The organism is Streptomyces sp. NPDC001530, assembly GCF_042894545.1.
Classification (GTDB): domain Bacteria; phylum Actinomycetota; class Actinomycetes; order Streptomycetales; family Streptomycetaceae; genus Streptomyces.
Genome location: NZ_JBIAVS010000005.1, coordinates 1 through 23,096, shown reverse-complemented (window position 1 = coordinate 23,096; position 23,096 = coordinate 1). Strand labels below are relative to the sequence as shown.

Sequence of the window (23,096 nt, the reverse complement as noted above, 5' to 3'; positions counted from 1 at the left end):
TGTGCACGAGGCCTGCACGAGGTGCTCACGGGTGGGGTGAGCGGGGATGGTGATCTTTCAGTCACATGGGTGACGGGGCCGTGGAGACCTGGGGGCTCCTGACGCCTCCGGGGCTCTGGGGCCTCTGGGGCCTGCGTTTGGGCTGTCAGTCCCGGAGCCGGGCGGCGGCGAAGTCGAGGGGTTCGCCGAGCGCTATCTCTCGGGGACTCCAACCCTGGTCGCCCTCCTGGGCGATGGACCAGCCGTCGGCGCCCCATTCGACCCGCCACACCCGCCCATGCCGGTTCTCGAACTCGACAAAGCTGCCCGGGGCGCCGTCCATCCAGCCGAGCTCTTCCTCAAGTCGCCGCGGTTCGGTGAATCCGCGGCCGGGGTTGGTGCTCCGACCACCTGTCCTCGTGTTGCGGTACCGCATCTTGAGATAGGGAAGGGGCCTGCGGGCAAGGTTGTTGAGGCGCAGCATCCTGTACCTCGTCGCGGCCTCGTCGAGGGTCTCCCGGCCGGAGAATTCACACGCATACGCCGGGAACATCAGGCGGACGAACGGCGTCAGGGCAGGATTCTCCACGTTATAGAAGCGGTGCACCTCGGGCGCGAGACCGACCACCACGTCGAAGCTGCTGCCATCCGGCGACTTGAACCCCTCCCCCACACCGAGGTGTGGATTCCGGGCAAAGATCGCTTCCTCATGCACCCGGGCGAACTCAAGCGTCGCGACCGCCAAGTCCTCGTCGTAAGAGTCACGCCCGCTCAACTGCAACAGCCGCTGTCCATCGGCCGAGAGGGCACCGACGAACTCGATGCCTGGCACCGGCGTCCAGTACCAGCCGTCGGCCAGCCCTGGAAGAGGCTCCACGCCGCGGAAACGGCTCACAACAGCGCGGAGATCCACAACTCCCCCGTCCACTTCACTCCCGATGCTCTTCCCAAGGACGTTCTCGCTCGACATCCCATCGCGCCCAGGGCAGCGCGCCACGCCATGCCTCGCGGCGGGAGGCCCAGCCCAGCAGTACGGGAACGACGATCTCATCGCCGCCCCGTTCGGCCGACAGCGGCACCTCGGCCCGATAGTGCGAGCCGGGGCCGCCTTCCCTGTACTCAACCACCATGGTCAGGTCGTCGTTGAGGCGGATCTGCAGGTAGTTCTGACCGTCATCCGGCACGTCGAGCCGCTCCAGGATGAGAAACCGGCATCTCAGATTCAGCCCGGCGTAGATGCGCTGGATCTGCTCCTCGGAGGGGTCGTCCCACGTCTCGCCGACTTCGTCAGTGACCCGCAGGTGCGCCTCAGGCATGCAGGGACTTGGCCGCGAACGCCAGCAAGTCATCGAGCCGCAGACGACGCGCCCCGTTTCCTTCCGCCGCTCCGGAGAGAATCCAGTCCACGTCCCACTCCACCCGGAACACCTGTCCGCGGAAATTCTCGAACTCGACAAAGCTTCCTGGGGCGCCGTCGAGCAGTTCGAGTTCGCGGTACAAAGTCTCCGGCTTGACCAGAACGCCGTCCGGACCGTCCGCCCCTCCCTTGGTCACCGTGTTGTCGTACCGCACCCTGAGGAAGGGAACCGGCGCCCGGTCGAGGTTGGCCGGCGTGAGGAACCTGATAAAGCTCTCCCGGGCATCCTCCACCGAATAATGGTCGGGGCCAGCGAATTCACACTCGTATCCGGGGAATACTGCCCAGGTGACTTTCTGCAGTTCCGGTTGCTGCACTTCATGATAACGGTGCACCCCGGGACGCGCGGCAGCGAGGACGTCAAAATCACGCCCCGGATGCCGAAATCCGGGAATCGTGGTCAGCAGCGCGTCGCCGGACAGGAGCCGGGAGCTGTTCTCACGTGCCGCCACGAGGAGCGCGCGGACCAGTCCCTCGTCGTAGGAGTCACGGGCGTTCACCTGGAAGACATGCCGACGGTCCTCGCTGAGCACCGCAGCAAAGTCGAGCCCGGGCACGGGCGACCAGTGCCAGGCGTCGGCGAGCCTCGGAAGAGGCACTGCACCCGCCAACGCCCCTACGGCTGCCCGGATATCCATGGAAAAGAGAGCTTAGCCCTTCAATTCTTCTTGGCACACGCCCCATGGAAGGGACGTCCCGCCAAGGCCTCGTCCAGCTCGTGCTGGAATGGGGCACGGTCCGGAAGTACCCCTTCTGCCAGACCCGTCATCATCAAGAACGGGGACATTGATCTCCATGACTCGACGAAGATACCGAGGCCCCGACCCGCTTCAGAACCCCCAGGGACGTGGATGCGGCGTCAGGGTCGGATCGTCTGACCAGATCAGCCGGGTCTCAAGCTGGTCACCCAGGATCGGGAGCAGACGGTCCGGGTTCTCAAGGACTCTGTCCATGAGCCACCCCGTCGGTCTGCCAGCAGATGTCCACGGCCCTCGTTGTAGAGCGTGCGGTGGCCGCTCCAACCGGAAGAATGGATCTCGCTGGCCGCAGAGGTGGCCCTCCCAGCATGTCAGGCGTGATCAGTGCATCGACGCCCGTGGCACGGCCGTATTCATCCAACGGCAGATAGTGCACCTGGCCGTTAAGAACCGTCACAGCGCCGAATGATGCTCCACGAAGTCGGCGATCGCCTCGGGAGGATTGGCCGCCTCGGTGGCTTCCGTCTCCCAGCCGGGACGGTCCATGTCGAACAGGACGATCGGTACCGGTCGTCCGAGGGTCCGTTCGAGGTGCCCGTCCGCCCGCAGGCGTCGGGCGGTGTCGATGCAGATGTCGTCGAAGCGCAGCACGAGTTCGTCGTCGCGAGCGTCCCGCTCGTCCTCGGAGAGCGTGCCCTCATCCTCGTACCAGAGCCCCTCCGCCTGCGCCTCGGCCAGGTGCAGGGCGCTGCCGACCGGGTCCTCGGGCACATGGCCGACCATCTCGAAACCCTCCAGGAGCCAGTACGCGTACTCCCACCGGGCCGTCCCCTCGTACGAGCACTCCTGCTCCAGGACCCGACGGACCTCGCTCTCCGTGTTGTAGCCGATGGCCACGTACGGATAGCGGGGATCCTGGCCCACGCGCCAGATGCGGAACGAGACGACGTAGATCTCGGGCCGGAGCACCTCGGGAAAGCCGTCCAGGATGCGCTCGGCGCCCCTCCGCACATGGTCCCGGAAGGTCACTCCCCGCGCATCGTCGGTCACGTCAGAACCCCCACGGGTCGGGGTGCGGAACCAAGCCGGGATCCTCCGACCAGACGAGCCGGGTCTCGAGTTGGTCACCCAGCAGGGCACTCAGACGCTCAACCGCCCAGCCATTCCAGCAGACAGCCGTGGGAAACCCCGTCGAACGGAACGCCGGGACGTCGGCGGGCAGCGTGTCCGGCCTGAAGACCGACTTCTGAACCCTGCCGAGCCGGTCGGGCGGCGACGACTTCTCCATGTCCAGGCAGTCGGCCACCCGCTCCACCAGGTACAGCAAGTACTCGTCCGCCTCCGCCTTCTCGATCCGCACGGGCAGCAGCCGCCCCGCCCCCTCCAGGTCGCTCCGCAGCAGGTCCGCGACACGGCGGCTCAGCACAGGAGAACCGGGGGTTCCAGTGGGGAACTCGTTCTTCTTCCAGCGCGGGTCGCCTGCCCACTCCGCGGTGAGCTCCGTCGGATACGGCCCCGTCGAACCGCCCAGCTGCCAACGCATCAGCTCCACCCTCAGGTCTCCGAACTGGAGAATCTGGAACTCTCGCATGCTCGGCAGCAGGCGGTACACAGCCAGCGGGGTTCGGCGTTCTTCGGTCGTCATGGTGCCTTCCGTCAGAATGTGAGCCTTGTCCAGCGCGCGGTCGGCGCGGGCAGGTTGTTCACCATCTGGCCGGGTGACAGCTCGTGTTCGATCTCCCGCCCGATGGAGCGCAATTCCGTGCGTATCGAGTTGCCGATCTGAGCATTGCTGAGACCCTGTGCCAGTCCCGCCGCTTCCGTATCCCTCAGATGCTCGTTGAGCCGCAGCAGGAAGGGATTGCGGTGAGTGAAGTTGTGGGGCCGCGGGTGCCCCAAGGGTATGCCGTTGGCCGCCTCGTCGATGTCGACGCCGTACCGGGCCAGAATGGCGCGGCTGTCCGCCGTGCGCCCGACCACCCGGTTCAGAGTGGAGGGGACGATGTGCGCCGCCGCCTGACCTGTCAGGACCGGGCGCCCGTCCGCGGCCAGGTTCTTGCCGAGGATGCGGGAATGGCAGATCAGCCCCAGGTAGTCGATCCACCGGAGCGGGTTCGGCACGTACGTACGCGGGTTGGGCCCGGCGTCCAGGCCGAGTGGGTCCGGGCTGATGTAGGCGGCTGTGGCCGGGTCGTAGTGCCGCAGGTTGTTGTAGTGGAGCCCGGACTCCGGGTCGAAGTACTGCCCCGGGAAGCGCAGGGGGATGCTGGTGGCAGAGTCCGGCTCCCATGTGGTCAGTCCCCAGAGCGTGGCACGGGAGCGCCAGCCGATACCGCCCGTCTCGTCGACCAACTCGGTCGGGGCTCCCACCAGGTCGGTCACGATCGCGTAGAAGCGCTCGTCGATGACCTCCTGCGAGGCATCGGCCAGGAGCGTGCGCTCTGTCTGGGCGACGGGAGCCAAGCCGTCGCGGTCCCAGGTGAGGACCACGTCCTCACGGCTTCCTGGGACATGCGCCGTCTGCTCCACGAGGTGCGGCCCGTCCCAGGTGAAGCGGATCTCCTCGACGACTGGGGCCTCGGCGTTCGTGTCGGTGCCGGGCGCGAGGCGCTGCTTGGCGATGCGCCGGCCCAAGGAGTCGTACACGTATCGCCATACCGTTCCGTCCGGGGTGATGACGCTCGTGAGCCGGTCCTCGCCGTCCCAGGTGTAGCGCCAGATGTCCGGCTTGCGTGACAGGCGCGTTCTGCGGCGCAGGACCACCCGCCCGGCGGCGTCGTACTCGTAGTGGACGGAGCCGGCGCGTGTGACGCGGTTGCCGGAGTGTTCGCGGACACCACGGGCCTCAGGGGCGGGCTGTCCGTCCGGCCACTCTGCCTGCGTCTGGTTGCCCGCCGCATCGTAGGCATACGTCTCGGACCAGCCGGCAGCGCGAACCGCTGTGACGCGGGCCGCCGCGTCCTGCTCGAATCCGCGGAGGCCGGTGACCGGGTCGAATATCGAGGTCGGAGTGCCGTCGGCTTGATAGGTGTACGCGCGGTCGGCCAAAGGCTGCGCGCTGCCGGGTGCGGTCACCTTCAAGGTCGTAAGGCGGTGGTACGCGTCCCAGCTGTGACTCAGAGCGAGACCGTCACTGCCCAGCCTCCGCACGGTCTCGCGGCCGAGCTCGTCGTGCGCGGAGACGAGGGCGTGCCCGGAGGCCACGAGGGCGGTGCGGTTGCCCGCGGCGTCATACGTGTACGTGGTGGTGGCACCGGTCGGGGTCGTACGTCGGGTGGGCCTGCCCAGAACGTCGTACGCCGTCGTGAGCGCTCGACCATCGGCGGCCTCGCTGACGGCACGGCCCGCCGCGTCGTACGCGAACGTCAGGGTCACGTCGGGGTCTGCGGCCTGCAGGACGCGGCCGGCGGAGTCGTGTGTGTAGACCGTCGTCCGACCGTCCACGGTCTTCTCGCACTGGTTGCCCGCCGCATCATAGGCGAACGCTGTCGACTGGCCCAACGGGTTCGTACGGCTGAGAAGTTGTCCTGCGGCGTCGTAGACGTAGGAGACCGTGCGGCCGTCGAAGTCGGACTCGGCGACGAGGCGGCCCGCAGCATCGTTGGTGTAGTCCCAGGTGAGTCCGTGCGGGCCCGTGACCTGAATGAGCCGAAGCTCCGTGTCGTGTGTGAAGGTGTGACGGGCGCCGTCGGCCGTGATCCGTGAGGCGAGCACACCTAGCGGACCATAGGTGTTCCGGGTGACCCGCCCCATGGGGTCCGAGTGCGCCAGCAGATTGCCCTCGCCGTCGTAGGTCCAGGACTCGGTCGAGCCGTCCGGTCCGGTCCTGGCCGCCGGATGTCCCTCCACAGTCCATGTGAAGCGAGTCGTGGCACCCAGCGGGTCGGTGACACTGCTGCGCCGCCCGAAGGCGTCGTAGGCGGCGTAGGTCACAGCACCGAGCGGGTCCGTCACGGAGGTCGGCTGACCAGCCGCGTTGTTGGCGAACCGCGTCACCGCGCCCAGTGCGTCCGTCACCGAGGCCACGGCCCCGGTGGGATCGCGCGTGAACCGCGTGGTGGCCCCGTCCGCCGCTGTCAGCGACGTGCAGTTTCCCCGTTCATCCCATTCCTGACGCGTGACCGCTCCGTCGTAACCCACCATCTCGACCGCCTGGCCGAGGTCGTTGTAACGGGCCGTCGAGGTCGAGCCGTCGGGCAGGCGCACGCTGACGAGGCTTCCCGTCTCCCCCCACTCGAGACGGATCGTGCGACCCAACTCATCGGTACGCGAGATCAGTTGATCGCGATGGTCCCATTCCTGGAGGACGGTGTGCCCCAGCGGGTCGGTCTCGGCGACCAGCTGGTAGACGTCGTTGAACCGGTACTTGGTGGCGTGCCCCAGCGAGTTGACGGCCGTGGTCACATGCGCCTCGTCGTCGTACTCGAAGGTGTAGTCGAGGATGCCGTCGACGCCGCGGGCTGCGACACAGCGGTCTTCGCCGTCGTACGTGTAGCGGTACCAGGCGCCCGTACGGTCCTCCCAGCCGGTGAGGCGTCGCCTGTCGTCGTAGAAGAGCCGCTGCGGTTGCCCGGAGGAGTCGTATATCTCGGCCAGGTTGCCGTCCTGGTCGTAGCCGTAGCGCAGGAGGGTGGGCTGCTCGGGAGCGCTGAGCAGGGTCAGGGCCGTGACCCGTCGGTGGCCCGTGGTCACACCTACGCGGTAGCCACCGTGATGAACCACTTCGACGGGCAGGCCAGTGGCGCCGTAGACGACGGTCATCGTGTTGTCGTTGCGATCGCTGATGGCAGCCAGCGGCAGCTCGCCCTCGGGACCGCCGGGAAGCGGCCGGAACCGAAGGGTAAGACCGGTGTGGGGCTGGTGCACCGTGAGCTCGCCGCCCGCCGCACCGTCCCAGCTCATGGGCCAGTGAGGGCCCTCGACGGGAAGCAAGTCCAAGCCGGGTTCGGGCACCGGATAGTGGAGGACCATGCCGTCGGCGGTGGCAAACCTCACCCCGGTGGCGTCGAGCAACAACCGCTGGTCGAGTGTGGAGGTCCAGCTCCGGCCGAAGAGGCTGCCGCTTCGGGAACCGGTGCGGTAGTGGCGCTCGATGAGAAGGGGGAGCACACCGTCCAGTTGAACGTCCTTGGCCGAGGTGACCATCTGGCCGGTGGCCATGTCGATCGGGTCACCGCAGGTGAAGAGCTTCTTCATCTGCCGACCCATGAGACGCGCGTTCTTCCCCAGCCCCTTGACCCCCATGGCCATGCCCTTGAGGCCCATCTTGCCGAGGCCCTTCATGCCCTTGGCGAGTTTTCCGAGGCTGGTGAGGCCCTTGCCGCCGGGTATGCAGTCCAGCGCCGCGAAGGCCACATCCCACAGGGAGGCCTGGCCCTTGGCGTATTTGTTGAGGGTGTCGGCGAGCACGACGAGCGCGGCGACCAGCACGATCGCGCCGAGGATCGGCCCACCGATGATCATCGCGATGATGCCGACGACCGCGACGACGACCTTGCAGACCGCGACGATGGTGTCCCAGTTGTCGGAGAACCAGTCCCCGACCTCCTCCCACCACTTGCGGTTGTGGATGCCCGCGTCGGAGGCGTCGTCGATCTTGTCCTTGGCGGTCTTCGCCGCCTCCTCCCGCATCTTGCGGGCGTCCTCGGCCATCTTCTTCGCCGCGTCCAGCGCGCCGTTCGCGGACGTCACATCCGACTGGGCCGAGGTCTGGGCCGACTTGGCGTGCTGCGCGTCCCGGGTCGCGGCCCGCACCTTCGCCTCGTCCGGCTTCTCGGCGTCCTTGCTGCCGGTGGGGTCGTCCTTGTACTTGTCCGCTTCCTTGTTGGCCTTCGTCACCCACGAATCGGCCGAGGAAAGGCGGGACTTGGCGGAGGAGAGGTCGGCCTGGGCCTCGCGGCCCTTGGCCAGGGCCTTGTCGGCGAGGGCCTGGGCGCGCTCCAGCTTGGGCCAGTAGTCGGTGAGGGCGTCCCCCGCCATCTCGTACGACTTCTTCAGCTTCTTCAGCTGCTTCGGCACGCCCGAGAACTCGTCCTGGAACGCCTTCGCCGACTTGCCCGCCCACTTCAGGACCGCGTCCTCGTCCGCCATCCCCTTGATCAGACGGAGCGCGTCCCCGACGTCGTCCGCGAAATCGTGCAGGTTCTTGGCCAGGTGGCGCACCCGGTCCGGATCACCCGGCGTCGGGTCCTTGTCCAGGTCCAGGACATGCCAGTCCCCTGGCCGATTCCCCGCCATGCCGTAACCCCCGTGACAGCAACACCATCAACAACATCCGTACGCATGAGCGAAGTTACTGGATTTGCGCGAGTCACGAAAGAAAGGAGGCTGGAGCTACTCCGCGAAGCGGAACGTCGACGTGATCGCGTCGAAGATGTCGAAGAACGAGTCGGCGAGGTCGAGGACTTGGCTGCTCCCGGCGACGAGGGCGACCTTGCCTTCCTGCCCCGGCACGGGGATGAACGTCTGCATGAGTACGGCGCGGATGGTGCGGTTGAGGGAGTCGTCGGGTACGGCGATGTCCTCGATGCCGTACGTGCGTGCGGCGGGGCCGACGCCGGGGATGTCGACAGTGGTCACCTTGCGCCAGGCGTCGCCCTCCTTCTTGGCCTCGCGCACGGCGAGCTGGCCCGCGATGGTGGCCGGGTCGTTGGAGAGGGGCTCGCCGGTCTGCTGCGAACGGCCGCCGACGATCGAGACGGTGACCGAGCCGGTGATCGGGGTGTCACCACCGAAGGTCTCCGCCATGCAGCCGCAGTACAGGGCACCGGACTTCCAGGCGTCGGCGGCGGACTTCTGCAGGAACGCGGTGTAGGTGTCGCGGTACTTGGCCAACTCCGGGCGCTGCTGCACCCGTTCGTTCACCATCCGCCGTATGGAGTCGTCACGCGACTCGGGCCGGACGTCGAACTCCCACCACGTCTCCGGCACCTTGATCCGAAAACCACCGCGCTCGATGGTGAGCGTCTCCATGTAGCGGGCCATGGTGTGTCCCCCGTTCGTTCCCCTGTTCGGCTCGGGTCAGCCTACGAGGTGGGCGAGTGTTCGGGGTGCCGGGCGCCCATCTCTCCCGACGGGCTATCGTCCTTTGCTTCCGCCATCCCACTGGCAACCCGCGTACCTGAACGGCCCGCCCTCCACCGAGGAGCCCCCCCCACATGAACCCCCACCTGAATCGCAACGCCTTGGCCGCCTTGTCCGTGCTGTCCCTCGCCGCCGTACTCACGGCCTGCGGAGGCTCGGACACGGACAAGGACACCGACAGCAACAGCAAGCCCGAAGAGGTGACGGCCTCGCCCACGGTCACCCCGATGAAGCGGCTCGCGCAGCTCATGGTCACCAAGGCGGACCTCGGCGGTGACTACGACGTGAAGGAGTCCTCCCTGGACGGCGAGTTCGTCTTCGCCAAATCCCAGGATGAGGTGACCCTGTCCGAGCCCCTGTGCGCCCCCTTGGCCTACGCGATGAACCAGCTCCCCCTCGCCGACCCGCAGGCCTTCCTCACCGATACCGCTTCGAAGAACGTGCTCACCGACGGGTCCAACTACATCACTCTCGCCGCTTACGAGGGCGGCAAGGCGGAGTCCGCCATGACCGGTCTCTCCGAGGCGGTGAAGTCCTGCGGCGGCGGTTTCAGCGCCAAGGCGAACGACAACACCTCCGCATACGAATCGGTTGCCGCCGAGGACACCGCTATGGCGGGGGACGAATCCCTCGGCTTCAAGGCCACCATGAGCTACAACGGCGTCACACACACCCTCCACGGCGCGGCCGTACGCAGCGACGACGTCGTGGCCGTCTACTTCTCGGTGAACGGCGCGGCGATCGCCGACTCCAAGCCCAGCGACGCGAAGATCCCGAGGGCGATCCTCACGGCACAGAACGCCAAGCTCGGCTGATCGTGATTCTTCATTCAGGCGGCCAGATAACAACGAACGAGGCGGAGTGGTTGCAGTGGCCCGGGTGGACCTTCTTCCAGTCAACTGGGCGGCGATGGCGCCCGACAACCGTGTCGCGGAGGCGGTACGCGTCATCAGCTCCCGGCGCTGATTCGACTACACGGACGATACGGCGACGGCGACGATGCTCGCCGAACGGCGCCGCGCCCTGGACGCCGCCCAACGCGGGCCGCTCGTCTGGCTGGGCGGACTGACCCTGACGGTCGGCGTGATCTGGCCGTTCCTGGCCCCCACAGTGCCCTCTCTCTCCGCGAAGCCGGCACTGGCGTACGGCCCTGCGGTCCCGCTTCTCGTCGTCGCCGTGGTCTCGCTCGTCGTCGTACGAGAGCGCTGGAAGCGGGAGTTGATGCAACCGCTGCTGTCGGGCTACCGACAGGTTCTCGGCGTGGCCCGCGCCCACGGGGTTCCCCTCACGCACGTCCCGGCGTGGCTGGAGGGTCGGGGATCGGGCGGCGGGAAGGGGGCGGCGCCGATTCCGACATATGAGAAGGTCGCGCCGATTGCGACGTACGAGGACGTGAACCCGCAGCCCGCGTCCATTCCCGTTGGCCCCCTGAGCCCAGTGGGTCCGGTGGCCATTCCCCCGAAGCCCGCCTCGGTCACCGCCTACGAAGAGATCGCCGACGCCGGCGGCTGGCACGACGAAACAGGCTGCCTCCTGATCTTCGCAGGAGCGGGCGGCGCCATCTGGGCCGCCACCTCGGACGCCCCGATCGGATATGGCGCCCCTGTCCTCATACCGGTGGCGATCCTGACCTGGCTGGCGGGCAGCCGCCAAGGCAAGGAGAAGTCCGAACTGCGCGCGGAGGCACTGACGTACGTCCGCGCGCTTGCGGCAGCCCAGGCGGCCGGTGCCCAACTGCCTGAACTGTCCCCTGTGTTGAAGAGGCTGCTGGAGGAGTCGGAAGCGGGGCGGAGTTAAGTCGAGTTCCGAACAACCGCGGCAACCGGCCCCGGCTTCAACGTCGATGCCTGCCCGGAGTGCGCCGACCACTACCCGCCCCTGACGGACTCCCTGGAACTCCTCGAACTCACCGAGTGCCGCTCCCGGATGACCATCCGCGTGTACAAGGTCACCGCTGATGGTGCGACCGTCGTCGACCGCGGCGAGGTCCGGACCTGGACGGGCAGCCGCATCGATCCGACACCGCGGACGGCCGCCTTCCCGCCCCGCATGTGCCCCGGATGCCGAACGACCCGGTAGCTCCCGCGAAGTCGGACGGAAACGCCTGGCCCCGGACTTTCCTCAAGCGTCCGGAGCCAGGTGCATGTTCAGGTGGACACGATGAGGGCACAGAAGTCGACCGATTTACCCCGATGCGTTCACAATTCCCTGCGCTCTGAAGGAAGTTCCGCCTGGCGAAACCATCAGCCCCACCGATACCGTCAATACCCTTGACTGCATCTTTGTCTCACGGGGAGTCCACTGTGAAGCGCCGCTCTTTGCCCGTTGCTGCTGCGTTCGCCGCGACCGCAGCCCTGCTGCTGACGGCCTGCGGCAGCGGGGACGACAAGTCCAGCGACAACGACAAGATCGCCGGGGCCCAACAGGAAGCGGAGAAGCCGACGAAGTCGGCGGAAGCGTCGGCGGCACCGGCGGAGGACAAGCCGGACGGCGTGGACGTGTCCCTGCCCAAGGACATGAACCTGGTCTTCGACTGGGACAAGCCGAAGGACGAGAACGAGGCGGCCGCGATGGACGACGCCGCCAACTTCTTCCGCGCCATCTACCGAGGCGTCGACAAGCGCACGACCAAGGACGCGGCCGTGGCCGCCTACGCCACCGGCGAGGGCCTGGACTACGCGAAGACTCAGATCGACGCCTGGATCGACGGCGGCTGGACCGCCACGGGTACCCTGCGCCACTACGAAGCCACCACACGGTCCACCACGAACGGCAAGGCGGTGGAAGTGGCGTTCTGCGCGGACTCGAGCATGTTCTACGGCAAAGAAATCAAGACCGAGAAGATCCTGAAGACCAAGCGCAGCATCGAGGACTTCGACTACTACAAGATCATCATGGTCAAGTTCCCTACGGGCACGGGCCTGTGGCAGGCGTCCAAGGTCTTCGTCGAGACGAAGGCGGAGAAGTGCCAGTGAACACGCGGCGCACAGTCCTCAGCACCGCAGCCCTGACCCTGGCCCTCAGCGCCCTCGTCCTCACGGAATCCGCTTACGCGGCAAAGCCGGTGAATTCCGACAAGGGAGCCAGCACAGAGGAGAAGGGCGGCGGCGACGACACTGGTATCTACGCCGCCGCACAGGTCCGGTACTCCGGAGCTATCGCCAAAGACGGCAGCACTGGAAACGTGACCTCCTCCGACGTCAACTGGACGCCACCACCCTGCTGGTACGCCCCCTACCTCGGCGCCAAGGACTTCAAGAAGAAGATGTCCAAGGACATCGAGAGCTCCAAGAACGCGCCCGGCATGACTGGCCACGCGGGCTCGGCAATCGCCGAGGTGGAGCGCCACTACGAGGATGAGTACGGCTGGACCGACACCCCCGGCTACAAGGACTACAACGTCGAGAAAGACGGCGAAGGGATGTTCTGGGCCGGCGTCGAGAACCCCGACGAGCCGGACTATCTCAAGCGGAAATCGTGTACCGACCTCCCCTTCTGGGTCGACAATGGCGAGGCCCCGCCACCCCAGTACGAGGAGGCCATCACTCCGGAGATACTCGCCGCCCTCGCGTACCAGCACATGCAGCTCCCCGACACCAAGGTCACCCTCGCTCCCGAGGCCAACACCAAGGTGAACCTGCCGACTTGGGCCTGGCTCGATGAAGCCGTCTTCGACGAGGTCCAGGCGACGGCGGCCATCAACGTCCCCGGCTTCAACATCCAGGCCACTACCACCGCCAAGCCGGTGTCCCTCAAGCTGGAGCCGGGCACCGAGGACGCCGAGACCTACCCGGCCTCCGGCGAGTGCGAGATCAACGACGACGATTCGATCGGCGAGCCCTACGCCAAGGGCAAGTCCGACGAGACACCGCCGTGCGGGATCAGGTACCTCCGCTCCTCCGGCGACGGCACGTTCAAACTCCGGGCGACCATCACCTGGGACATCACCTGGACCGGCACCGGCGGCGCGGGCGGGGACCTGCCCGACGGCACATTCGGCAACGACCAGGCGGTCACCGTCCAGGAAATCCAGTCCGTGAACCGGTGACGATTAAGCAGCCCGTCCTGAGCTCCACGCCGACAACCGTCCAGGAACCCGGAACACACCATGAGTGACCTACGCCTCGAAGACACTATTTTCGAGGACCTGAAGAAGACCTTCTCCACCATCAGCGACCGCATGGAAACAACCCGCCGAGGCCTCCGCGACACCGACGCCTCGGCCGTCGGCGAGAGCAAGCTCGTGGAGGACGTACAGGACTTCGCCGACGACTGGGGCTACGGCATCAAGCAGCTCGGCAAGCACACCCACGGCGCGGTCAAGATGATCAATAAGATCGGCGAGTCCTTCAGCAAGCTCGACCTGGACCTCGCCGAATCGCTCAAGGCTCCGAAGAAGAAGGGCAAGTAACGTGGCCGGCAAGCGCCCCGCCTTTCCCCACATAGGCTGGGACCCCACCCCCGGAGACGTCGAGGACACCCGGGAACTCGCCAAGAAACTCGGCGGCCTGGCCAGCGAACTGGGCACTGCCCTGCGGGAGCTGGAGCAGATCGAAGCCGGGGCGTGGAAGGGTAAAACCGCCGTCGCCTTCACCGAATACATCGGCAAGGACGTCACCCCCCTCATACGCAAGAGCCACGACTCCTTCGACAAGGCCTCCCGCGCCCTGCACCGCTGGGCCAACGAACTGCACGACTTCCAGGACGAGGCCTCCCGGCTCGAGAAGGCCGCCGGGGAGAAACTCGAGGCCAAGGAAAAGGCCGAGCAGAAGGCCGAGGGCAAGGGCAGCGAGGAACTCGGCAAGGCCTCCGGCGCGGTCGACGAGGTCACCAACCAGGTCCACGACCTCGAGGAACGGTACAAGCAGGCCGCCGGAAAGATCAGCAAGGAACTCGACAAGGCCGGCGACATCGCCCCGGACGAGCCCGGCTTCTGGGACAAGCTCACCAAGGGGGTTGCGGACGCCTGGGACGCCACCGGTCAGTGGATCAAGGACCACGCCGACATGATCAAGCTGATCGGCGACCTGCTGAGTGACCTGACCGCCGTCCTGGGCCTGCTGGCCATCATCACGCTTCCGTTCCCGCCTCTCGCGGCGATCTTCGGCACGGCCGCGCTCATCACCAGTGGGCTGGCGCTGGCCGCGCACGGACTGGCCAAAGCCGCTGGCGCCGATGTGAGCTGGATGCAGATCGGGTTGGACGCGGTGGGTCTGATGCCAGGCATCGGCGCGTTCAGCAAGGGGATCAAGGTGGCCGGTAAGACCTCGGCGCTGGCCGAGGCTGCGGGGCTCAGCAAGGCCGCCGCACTCGGCAAGGGGTTCCAGGCGACCAATATCGGCAAGGCGCGCATGCTGCTGTCCACCGGCGAGCAGGCCGGATTTGTGAAGGGTGGCCTCAAGCTGCTGCCCGGCAAGGTGGTGATCGGCGGTATGGCCGACAACGTTTACGAGGTCGCCCATGGGACCAGTGGCGCGTTGTCGCGCATGGGAGGGATCGCCAACCAGGGTTACCACGCGGGCCAATGGCTCGGCTCCAAGGGAGCCAACCTCATTCCGGGGGTGAATATCAATCCTCTGGGAGCCGGCATCGCCATGGACGCTGGGCTCAAGATCTTCCCCAAGATCACGAGCATCCACCAGCACGTAGGAGAGGCCCTCTTCCCTGGGGACCAGTTCGAGAAGTCAGCCTCGGGCAACTGAAGGTCCCGCACGAAGTGACAGAGTAAGCGCGCAGGACAGCAGACCCGGATTCGTCACGTAGGAAGTTGCACACGGTTATGGCCATCTGGCAGCCCGAACCGGACGAGACGCTCCTCACCCGCGCGCTTGTCACCTTCGCCACCGGAGCGGCCACGCCCGTCAGAGGCATGCGCTGGTTCCGCGACACCGAGCGCAATGACATTCAGGGCGATCTTCCAGGCTGGCCCGAAGGGCCGACGTACACGGCTCGTTCGACCGGCGGCTCGCTCGTGCGGAACATCGGGAAGGGCGGAGCCATGGCTGTGGGCGTTGCCATCATGGCCGTCCTCAGCTCCGCGGGAGGCAACGTCAGCGGCACCTCGGGACCGGACTCCGGCTCAGACAAACCGGACGATCCCGCTGACGAGGTCCATGACTTCCCCGTCATGTGGGCCGCGCCTGGCACCATCGCCCGCAATCTGCCCTGGCAACTGGATCCGGCACGCTCCCCCGAGAAGCACTACCGCACCCACGCGATCGTCACCGACCGCCGATTGGTCGTCGTGGGTTTTCCGTACTCCAAGAAGAACGACGAACTCATCGACGACGAAGTCCTCTGGGAGATCCCGCGCTCGCAGATCAGCCGAGTCGAGCCAAAGCCCTTCAAAGAGGGGAATGACGTCAAGGTCGTCTTCAGTGATGGCTCATGGTGTCGGCTTCGCGCCCTCACCCGCGAGAAGTTCACTCGGTACCTGCTTCACCCTCTCGACTTGATTCCTCTGGAAGCCCTCACACCCGCACAGCGGAACACTGTCGCGAACTTCGTCGCGGAATCTGCCGCGCCGGACACCGGAAACCCCGTGGTCAGTCGCCACCCCTGCGGTCATTACCGGATCGCATTCCTGGCAGGGAGCCAAGTCGACTCGTTCTTCGGCCTCTCCGAACATGACATGCTCATGGACGCAGAAGGAGCCAAGGTACCGATCACGGACTACCACCCCGACGACTTCTAGAACCTGACTCTGCCTCTGAGCCTTACCAGGACGGCCTCCCCCATATGACGACCCCCGCCGACTCCACAAGCGTGCTTCCGCCTACCCCCGCCGACGGCGAGCCCCCACCCCTCTGGTTCAACGTCCCCGAGGGTTTCTTTGCCCTCCCCCTCGCCGCCACCCCCGAAGAACGTTCCGAGCGCGCCCAGTCCTTCGTACGAGAGCTCTACTCTCGCGGCGACGAGAACATCTGGGAGCCCGCCGCCCCCTACTACGCGGCGATAGCCGAGCTCATGGCGGACACGGGGGTCTCGTACTCGGCCATGGGGCTGTTCTCCACGGCGGAGGAAGATGAGTCGGCTGACGGGGACGTGGTCAGACACGACCTTTCCGGTGGCGCTGCCCAGTGCGCCTTCACCGTCGCCGCCGTCCCGACTGACCAGTCCGGCGCCGACACCGACGTCGTGGCCCAGGGCATCCTCTCGATCCTCTGCGGCGACCCCTACAACGACGCCCGCTGGCTCGATCTGCCATGCGGGCCCGCAGTGTCGTGCGTCACGCTGCGCCAGCACAAACTCAACCCGGAAGTGACGGCGAGCGACGAGGAGTCGAATCTGCTCACCGGGCAGATCCAGGTCTATGTCCCCTTTCCCACGGGCCCGTTCACTGCCATCTTCACGCTGTACACGGCATCCATGGATTATTGGGCCGAGTTCTGCGACATGACCGCGGGCATTCTCCAGACCGTATCCTTCGCGGATCCGGCTGCGGACCCGGACGGCGAAATAGGCAGAACGGCCGACACCGGCATTGACGGGACCGAGTGATGAGTGCAGCCGGGCCGGAGGCCCAGACTGCGAAAAGGTCGGGCCGGATGCCCCAGAGCACCGTCCGCGCCATACGGAATCGCCTGGGCGTCACTCCGGACGCCGGTGCCTGGTGCTCGATCGGCAAGATCCCCGAACCTCCCGCGGACGTTCACCAAGCTGCTGGTGGAGGGCGCCTGCGACCAGCGTTCTTGAGGCCACTCGGCATGCTCGGCGCCGTACTCGTCGCCCCGCAGATGCCCATCGCCATGCTGTTCAGCCTGCTCGCCTCGGGTGAGGAAGCCCTCAAGCGCCTGCTGTCGACGAAGGAGGAGCGCGAGCGTGCACGCGCCGAAGACCTCGACTCCGAACGGCGCGACAAGGCCATCGTCGAGCAGGGCCTCGACAAGACCTTCGACAGCGACTGGAACAAGGCGGCCGGCCAGTATCTGCTGCACTGGTATGGCCGCTCCTCCCACCACCAAAGGTTCATCCTGCTGACGGAGGGCCGCATCGTGCTTGCGGCACCGCCCAAGCGCGTGTCCATCCGCAGGGAGGACCGCATGCGCGTAGTCGCCGAGATCCCCGCAGCGGAGGCGATCATCGAGGACCCGCTCCTCGGATGCGACAGCGACAGACCGCGCGTCCGCTTCGTGGACGGTTCCTGGCTGACGCTGATCGCGGAGGAGCGGCGCAGCGATCTCCACAAATACGTGATGCGTCACCCACAGGCCAGTGGAGCAGATGGCGCGAACGCCTGACCCACCCACCCGCTGTGCACTGAATTGCCATCGCCCTGAGAGAGTTCGCTGGCGAAACCAGGGGCCCCATCGCCGTCCATGCTCTTGACTTGAATGAAGTCGTGAAGGATGCGCAGCGCGGCGGAAGGTCAGATCGGGCGGCGAAGCCGCGGTCCCGGTCGTCAGGGTGAACTGATCCGGTCCTCATTCTTCGACTCGGGCGGCCGGGGCCGTGGTGTCTCCCGTGGCGAGCGGGGTGATCCGCATGGTTCGTACCGCTTCGTCCACCCGCTCCGTAATCTCGTCGCTGAGTGCGACCTTCTCCCAGGTCACCGTGACGACGATGAGGGTCTGCATTCCGGGCGGGAACACCGCGTACTTGATGAATTCGGTCAATTTCTGGCTGAGGCCGAGCATGCGCTTCACCTTGAGCATGGCCTGGACGCGCACGGCGGGTCCGGCGGGCAGTTCGAGGTAAGTGATCTCGGGGTCGCCCGTGACCTCGGCGTTCGACCACTCCAGAATCATCGGAATGACCTCATCAGCGCCGGGACGCAGCACGCCCTCGTCGCCGTACCCGTCGACCGTGAGGTTGGCCAGAGCTTTCCCCGCCTCGGAGTAGTACGCCCCCGCGAGAGTGGGGGCGTCCGCATTGAGGTCGACGGCCCTCTCGACCATGTCGTCGACGACCGCGCTGTTCTCGATCCCCAGGGCGAGGGGGTTGAGGCGGTTCACGACCTCCGTGGCCAGCGCCTTGGCCTCGGCATTCGTGCCCTCGCGGAGCGTCAGGTCGATCCAGCCGGGCTGGAACTCGAAGGTGCACTCGTACGGCTCGATCAAGGGGGCGGGCTCGTCCGATGTGCTCATGCTCGTCCTACCTTTCAAGTGGGTCTGGTCGTCGGTCAGTCGAGGAGGGGGTTGAGGTTTCCATCCAGGCGCAGGGTTCGGCCCACGCCTCGCGTAGTACGTGCGACGGACACCCACGTGGACCGTCGCTGCTTCCGCAGCCTTCCGGTCGCCAGTGAGGTCACAACTCCACGGTCAGCGTCCGCACGATGTCGGCCGCGGCCTCCTCCATCTCCTCGGCGATGCCCGGCACCGTCCAAGACACGAGGAGGACGAGCGCGCTCTCCGCACCGGCCGGCAGGACACCGTAGACGAGTGTCTCGAGCAGGATCCCGGGCCCGCCCGGTCGTGCGTCGTCGGCGGCGAAGTTCTGGCGGATGCGTACCGCGGGACCGAGCGGCAGTTCGGTGTGCGAGATGTCCGGGGGGCCGAAGTCGTGGGCGCTGAAGGTGTCCGCCAGCCAATCGAGGGTGATACGGGGAACCGTTGCGTCGGGATGGATCAGGTCGACTTCCAGTGTGGCGAGCGAGGTGTCGAAGCCGTCGGGGTACAGCGCGAAGGCGTAGAACGGCTCGCGGCTGCGGCTGTCGTCGGCCCGGGCCCGCAGGTCCTTCCGCAACGTCCGTTTGTCCAGCTCGTAGCCCGCCGCCTTGCTGCGCTCGCTCAACTGCGCCGCCATGGCCTTGGCCCAGCCCTTGATGTCGTCCGACGGCTCGACCGGGATCGGCACCCAGTCCGTAGGACAGACGATGCCGCAGGTACGGATGTCACTCATGCGTCGTCACCGTCCGTCCAGCGCAGCGAGCCCGCCACCGCGTCGAAGAGCTCGACCATCGCGTCGGCGATCTGTACGAGCGGGGTGGAGAACGTCAGGAGCAGGTGTGCCCCCGTTCCTGGTACGGGCAGTTGGTAGTCCAACGTGACCGAGGGGAGTGCCTGATCGGTGCTTCCTGGTACGCCCGCGGGGGCAGGACGGTTGGGTTGTCCCGTCACACGACGGACACGGACCGCCGTACCCGTGGACAGCTCGACTGCCGAGATCTCCGCCTCCCCGTCGGCCGAGAGGAGGTCCTCTAGGTCGTGTGCGGTCGGCAGGCTTCCGCCGGGGGGCGGTGGCAGCAGCGTGATCAGGAGAGAAGCGGGGATCGTGAGAGAGCCTGCCTGCTGCAGGCTGATGTACAGCTCGATCCCGCCGTCCTGGAAGGCTGCAGCAGCCTGCGCCAGAAGTTCCTCACGCACTTGTCGCTTGATGTGCGGAGCGTTGTCGACTCCCTCGAACTGGCGGTCCAGCAGGGCGTCGACGGAGCGCTCCCGCCCCTCGGGGTCGATTCGCACACGGAACCACCCCTCCGGCAGGAGCAGCCGGTAGTCGGCAGGGGGCACGGTGCTGCTGCCCGGCGTCGAGGTCACGATGGCTCCGATGTCGTCGATGTGTCGTCTGCCATGAAATCCGGTCTGTCGTACGAGAAGCGGCTCAGGAGCAAGCCCGCCGCCGCGGGCACCAGCTCGGCTGCGATGGTCAGCGCGGACAGCAGGCCCGCCAGGCGCGCCGGACCCTCGTCGCTCCAGAGCCCCGCCAGCAGCGGGGCGCTGAAGAGCGGGACGAGCAGCAGTTCGTTTCCGCCGATGACCGAGCCGTGCCAACTGGTCTGTCTGCGGGCTTCCTTGGCGTTCATCGGCGACATCCGGCGGGCGTCGGCGGCAAGAGCGTGTCCCTGCGACCAGGACTGCGTGTCTCCCGTTTCCCGGGTGGCGCCCTGGTTGCGCCGTACCTCCTCGTCCACCACGGGAACCGCGAGTGCCTCTCTCAGCCCGGCCCAGCGGTCACCGCCTTGAGGGCCCGCGAACCAGTACTGCCACGGCAGGAGCACTCGGGTCTCACCCCCGCCGTCCCGGAACTCGACGCCCAGCGGCTCTCCGGTCTTCGACGCGACCAGGCGCACCAGCCTCGCGACACCATGTGTGCCGTTCCGCCCGAGCCAGCGCTCCTCGCCGACCGTGTTGGTCAGCACCACGTTACGGGGCAGCACACGCACGGACGCCGTCCGGCAGAACCGCCGCGTCACCCTCGCTCCGGCTTGAGGGGACGGCACGATCACAACAGCCTCGGCGAACCGCGCGTACCGCCGATTGCGCCACCAAGCGCCGACTCGCAGTAGGCCGTCGGCCGCCGGGACGAGGAAGAGAGTTCCCGCCGCGATGGGCAGCCCCTCACCAAGGTCGGCTGCGAAGGCGATCACGAGAGCGACGAACCAGCCGAGGATGCCGAATCCCCTGACCCAGCTGTGCCAGCGAGGAAGCTCGCCGTGGACGGCCCTGCCCGGCCTGTCCCCGCGGCCCTTTTTCGGCTCCCCAGCTCCACCACGAGGCCGCTGGCTCTCCTCCAGCGGGATCCCGAGGGTAGTGATCAGCTCGCTCAGCCCCGTCCGGCTCAGGCACGTCGACGGCCGAAGCTCCATCGCTCCGACAACCTGTGCCTCGGGCAGCCACTCCGCGAGAGGGACCCGCAGGATGTCCCGCCCGTCCTCCCCCTCGAAGTCGAGGACGCCCCAACGCTCGGCGGGGCGCTTCGCCACGGTCTCCCACAGATCGCCGGGGGTACGGAAGACAGCGCGGCGGATGCCTCCGGCGCCGACGGCGTAACGGCGCTCCCGCAGCCTGTGATCGCGTACGACGAGTGTCTTTCCGTCGGCGTAGAGCCGAGCTCGGCGCACGACGGAGGCGTTGTGCGGGCGCATGCCCCGGGGGCGCGCCACCGGCCCCGCCGGCTCACGCAGCGGCTTGCCCTCTCCTGACCGCTCAGCCATCAACCGTCCCGATCGACCTTCACTCGCCCTGTTCAGCCATTACTCGTCGTCCAGGCGTCCTTGGCACCTGTCGCCGACCAGACTCCGTCGTCCAGGCCCTTTATCCCGACATGATCGCCGATCCAGCCCGTGATCTCGCCCTTGTCGAGAATGTCGGTGACCGATGCGATACCGGTCGAACCCGCCCAGATCCGGGTCTGGGTCTTGAACACGTCGCTTGCCGCGTGCACCGCGGTGTCGACCTGCAGGGAGTCCGACATCTGGCCGAGGCCCCGCTCAAGGTCGGCGATGCCCGAGTCGCCGATCCTCGGTCGCACTCCCGCCCATGTCTCGCTGCGCCCGAGTTGCCGGAGGTTGCTCGGCCGGAAGTCCTTGATCCCCTTGAGGCCTTCCCAGGCCTCCTTGGTGATCGATTTCGGGCTGAAGGCATCCGTCAAACGCTCGGCGCCGGGGAACCAGCCCTTCGGCGCCTTGGCGATCGCCTCGGCACCGGCCTTGCCGCGCAAGGCGCCGCCACTGAGCTGGTTCGCCCTCTTCCAAGCCTGATTGACGGCCCTGTTGTACGCCGCCGTGCCGGGCTTGGCCTTGATGCCCGCCCTGAGCGCCCTCGCCGCCGCGGACCGCCCGATGCCCTTGGCGGCGAGCGACGCCCCCTTGGCTCCCGCGATGGCGCCCCGGCCGATGCCCAGCGTTGCCAGGCCCACGACGTCGAGGGCGACGTCGAACCAGCTGCCCTCACCGGCCAGCGCGAGAAGGACGTGGCCCACGAGGGACACCAGGGTCGCGAGCAACGCGATGGTGCCGAGAATTCCCGCGAGCGCCTGCCCGATGACGGGGATCCACCCGACCAGGAGCGACAAGGTCCCGCAGATGGTCGCGATCCAGCCGGACCACTTGAGGACTTCGTTGATCCAACCCGCGTTGTCGTGCACCCAGTCCTTGAACTTGTCCCAACGGCTGTCCTTCAGGCCGTCATGGTCAATGGCGTGCCGGATGGCATCGCGGGCCCTCTTGGCGGCGGCATCACGCACGTCCTTGGCGGCTTCGAGGTCCTTCTTCGCCCGTTCCATCGCCGAAGTCGCCGCCTCCTGGCGCTTCTCCAGCTTCTTGCGGTCGGGATCGTCGTCCGCCGTTTCCTTGGGGAGCTTGTCGACCGCGCCGGAGCTCGTCACGTGCTCCTCGTGCGCGTCCTTCGCGTCGCGGAGGGCCTTGTCGGCCATGGTCTGCGCGCGGTGGAGTTCCGAGGCGTACTCGGTGGAGCAGCCACCCTCGACGACTTTCTCGCCCAGGGCATTCGCCGCCGCGTCATAGCGTTTGAGCGCCTTCCGCAGCTTGCCCTCAGCCTCTTCGGCCTCTTTGCGGAATTCCTCGGCAGCTTTACTCTTCCACGATTCGACAGAGGAGAGTGCCTTGATCTCCTTCGCCTGCTTCTGGATCGCCTCCGCGGTCTTCCGGAGATCGCGGCCGAGTTTGGCAACTTCCTCCGGATCGCCGGGAATCGGGTCCGACGACTCGCCGATCACCGCCCATTCGTCGGCCTGGGGGCGCGTCACTTCTTTCCTCCCTTGCCGCCCGCGTCCTTCTTGTCCGTGCCGCGGAGGGCCTCGGCGAGCTGGTGGTCGATGTCCTCGTACGCCTTGGCCGCAGTGGACAGAATCTTCGACAGTTTCTGGAGTTCGTCCGTCAGACGCTCGCGGTGGATCTTCCAGTTGTCGCCGAAGTCGTCGAAGACGTCGACCAGGCCCTGTTCTCCGAGCGTGCCGACGCCGAGTCCGTCGGCCGGGTTCGCGTTCCGGGTGAACTCCCGGTGGATCTTGGAGAGTGATCTGGCGCTCTCTTTGATGCGCGAGATATCGGCAGTTTGGTCCGACATGGATTCCCCCGCTGGGACATTTCGCAGAATCAAGAGCGGCGTGGGGGGGGGGGGGGGGGGCCCCCCCCCCACCCCCCCCCCCCCCGGGGCCGGGGGGGGGGGGGGGGGCCCCGCGGGGGGCCGGGGGTAGAAGGGGGCCATCGCCCAAAACGCGGGGGGCGGGGACTAGTGGGG

General features: G+C 67.0%; 22 protein-coding genes. 9 read left to right on the top strand and 13 right to left on the bottom strand.

The features are described from left to right. Window positions 1-145 precede the first annotated feature (145 nt). The 7 genes from ACFY0T_RS10585 to ACFY0T_RS10555 form a co-directional block, all read right to left on the bottom strand. Complete coding sequence (locus tag ACFY0T_RS10585) at window positions 146-949, bottom strand: hypothetical protein (RefSeq protein WP_388867127.1); 804 nt, start codon at window positions 947-949, stop codon at window positions 146-148. After that, window positions 909-1,295 carry a hypothetical protein gene (locus ACFY0T_RS10580; RefSeq protein WP_388867124.1) on the bottom strand — a complete coding sequence of 129 codons (387 nt, stop codon included), beginning with the start codon at window positions 1,293-1,295 and terminating at the stop codon, window positions 909-911. The genes ACFY0T_RS10585 and ACFY0T_RS10580 overlap by 41 nt, the downstream gene beginning before the upstream one ends. Then, window positions 1,288-1,953, bottom strand: a complete 666-nt coding sequence (locus ACFY0T_RS10575) for a hypothetical protein (protein WP_388867122.1) — start codon at window positions 1,951-1,953, stop codon at window positions 1,288-1,290. The genes ACFY0T_RS10580 and ACFY0T_RS10575 overlap by 8 nt, the downstream gene beginning before the upstream one ends. 594 nt (window positions 1,954-2,547) lie before the next feature. Next, window positions 2,548-3,144, bottom strand: a complete 597-nt coding sequence (locus ACFY0T_RS10570) for a hypothetical protein (protein WP_388867119.1) — start codon at window positions 3,142-3,144, stop codon at window positions 2,548-2,550. Window position 3,145: 1 nt separating this feature from the next. After that, the gene (locus ACFY0T_RS10565) at window positions 3,146-3,739 is read right to left on the bottom strand and encodes a hypothetical protein (protein ID WP_388867117.1); all 594 of its coding nucleotides are present in this window, start codon (window positions 3,737-3,739) and stop codon (window positions 3,146-3,148) included. A gap of 11 nt (window positions 3,740-3,750) precedes the next feature. Further along, window positions 3,751-8,331, bottom strand: coding sequence for a DUF6531 domain-containing protein (locus tag ACFY0T_RS10560; RefSeq protein WP_388867114.1), 4,581 nt, complete (start codon window positions 8,329-8,331; stop codon window positions 3,751-3,753). A gap of 96 nt (window positions 8,332-8,427) precedes the next feature. Beyond that, complete coding sequence (locus ACFY0T_RS10555; protein ID WP_388867111.1) at window positions 8,428-9,078, bottom strand: hypothetical protein; 651 nt, start codon at window positions 9,076-9,078, stop codon at window positions 8,428-8,430. Between the two features lie 173 nt (window positions 9,079-9,251). Between ACFY0T_RS10555 and ACFY0T_RS10550 the strand changes: the two genes are divergently transcribed. The 9 genes from ACFY0T_RS10550 (at window position 9,252) to ACFY0T_RS10510 (ending at window position 17,417) form a co-directional block, all read left to right on the top strand. Further along, entirely contained in the window at window positions 9,252-9,992 is a 741-nt protein-coding gene (locus ACFY0T_RS10550) for a hypothetical protein (RefSeq protein ID WP_388867108.1), read from the top strand. Window positions 9,993-10,176: 184 nt separating this feature from the next. Continuing rightward, window positions 10,177-10,974 carry a hypothetical protein gene (locus ACFY0T_RS10545; RefSeq protein ID WP_388867105.1) on the top strand — a complete coding sequence of 266 codons (798 nt, stop codon included), beginning with the start codon at window positions 10,177-10,179 and terminating at the stop codon, window positions 10,972-10,974. Between the two features lie 506 nt (window positions 10,975-11,480). After that, window positions 11,481-12,152 (top strand): hypothetical protein, encoded by a 672-nt coding sequence (locus tag ACFY0T_RS10540; protein WP_388867103.1) that lies wholly within the window; start codon window positions 11,481-11,483, stop codon window positions 12,150-12,152. Then, a complete protein-coding gene (locus ACFY0T_RS10535) occupies window positions 12,143-13,225 on the top strand; it encodes a hypothetical protein (protein ID WP_388867100.1) in 1,083 nt (360 codons plus the stop codon). The genes ACFY0T_RS10540 and ACFY0T_RS10535 overlap by 10 nt, the downstream gene beginning before the upstream one ends. A gap of 60 nt (window positions 13,226-13,285) precedes the next feature. After that, window positions 13,286-13,588, top strand: coding sequence for a hypothetical protein (locus ACFY0T_RS10530; RefSeq protein WP_388867098.1), 303 nt, complete (start codon window positions 13,286-13,288; stop codon window positions 13,586-13,588). 1 nt (window position 13,589) lies between these two features. Continuing rightward, window positions 13,590-14,879: an enoyl-CoA hydratase/isomerase family protein gene (locus tag ACFY0T_RS10525; protein WP_388867096.1), complete on the top strand. Its 1,290-nt coding sequence runs from the start codon at window positions 13,590-13,592 to the stop codon at window positions 14,877-14,879. Between the two features lie 77 nt (window positions 14,880-14,956). Then, complete coding sequence (locus ACFY0T_RS10520) at window positions 14,957-15,871, top strand: hypothetical protein (protein ID WP_388867093.1); 915 nt, start codon at window positions 14,957-14,959, stop codon at window positions 15,869-15,871. A gap of 44 nt (window positions 15,872-15,915) precedes the next feature. Next, a complete protein-coding gene (locus ACFY0T_RS10515; protein ID WP_388867090.1) occupies window positions 15,916-16,677 on the top strand; it encodes a hypothetical protein in 762 nt (253 codons plus the stop codon). Between the two features lie 47 nt (window positions 16,678-16,724). Continuing rightward, the gene (locus ACFY0T_RS10510; protein ID WP_388867087.1) at window positions 16,725-17,417 is read left to right on the top strand and encodes a hypothetical protein; all 693 of its coding nucleotides are present in this window, start codon (window positions 16,725-16,727) and stop codon (window positions 17,415-17,417) included. 183 nt (window positions 17,418-17,600) lie between these two features. Here the strand turns inward: ACFY0T_RS10510 and ACFY0T_RS10505 are convergent, their stop codons facing one another. The 6 genes from ACFY0T_RS10505 to ACFY0T_RS10480 form a co-directional block, all read right to left on the bottom strand. Further along, window positions 17,601-18,263, bottom strand: coding sequence for a hypothetical protein (locus ACFY0T_RS10505; RefSeq protein WP_388867084.1), 663 nt, complete (start codon window positions 18,261-18,263; stop codon window positions 17,601-17,603). 160 nt (window positions 18,264-18,423) lie between these two features. Further along, on the bottom strand, window positions 18,424-19,017 hold the full coding sequence (locus tag ACFY0T_RS10500) for a hypothetical protein (protein WP_388867081.1): 594 nt from the start codon (window positions 19,015-19,017) through the stop codon (window positions 18,424-18,426). Continuing rightward, window positions 19,014-19,652: a hypothetical protein gene (locus ACFY0T_RS10495; RefSeq protein ID WP_388867078.1), complete on the bottom strand. Its 639-nt coding sequence runs from the start codon at window positions 19,650-19,652 to the stop codon at window positions 19,014-19,016. The genes ACFY0T_RS10500 and ACFY0T_RS10495 overlap by 4 nt, the downstream gene beginning before the upstream one ends. Further along, window positions 19,649-21,049 carry a hypothetical protein gene (locus tag ACFY0T_RS10490; RefSeq protein ID WP_388867075.1) on the bottom strand — a complete coding sequence of 467 codons (1,401 nt, stop codon included), beginning with the start codon at window positions 21,047-21,049 and terminating at the stop codon, window positions 19,649-19,651. The genes ACFY0T_RS10495 and ACFY0T_RS10490 overlap by 4 nt, the downstream gene beginning before the upstream one ends. A 32-nt stretch (window positions 21,050-21,081) precedes the next feature. After that, window positions 21,082-22,602, bottom strand: a complete 1,521-nt coding sequence (locus tag ACFY0T_RS10485) for a putative T7SS-secreted protein (protein WP_388867072.1) — start codon at window positions 22,600-22,602, stop codon at window positions 21,082-21,084. Beyond that, complete coding sequence (locus ACFY0T_RS10480) at window positions 22,599-22,922, bottom strand: hypothetical protein (RefSeq protein WP_388867069.1); 324 nt, start codon at window positions 22,920-22,922, stop codon at window positions 22,599-22,601. Before ACFY0T_RS10480 ends, ACFY0T_RS10485 begins: the two co-directional genes overlap by 4 nt. Window positions 22,923-23,096 lie beyond the last annotated feature (174 nt).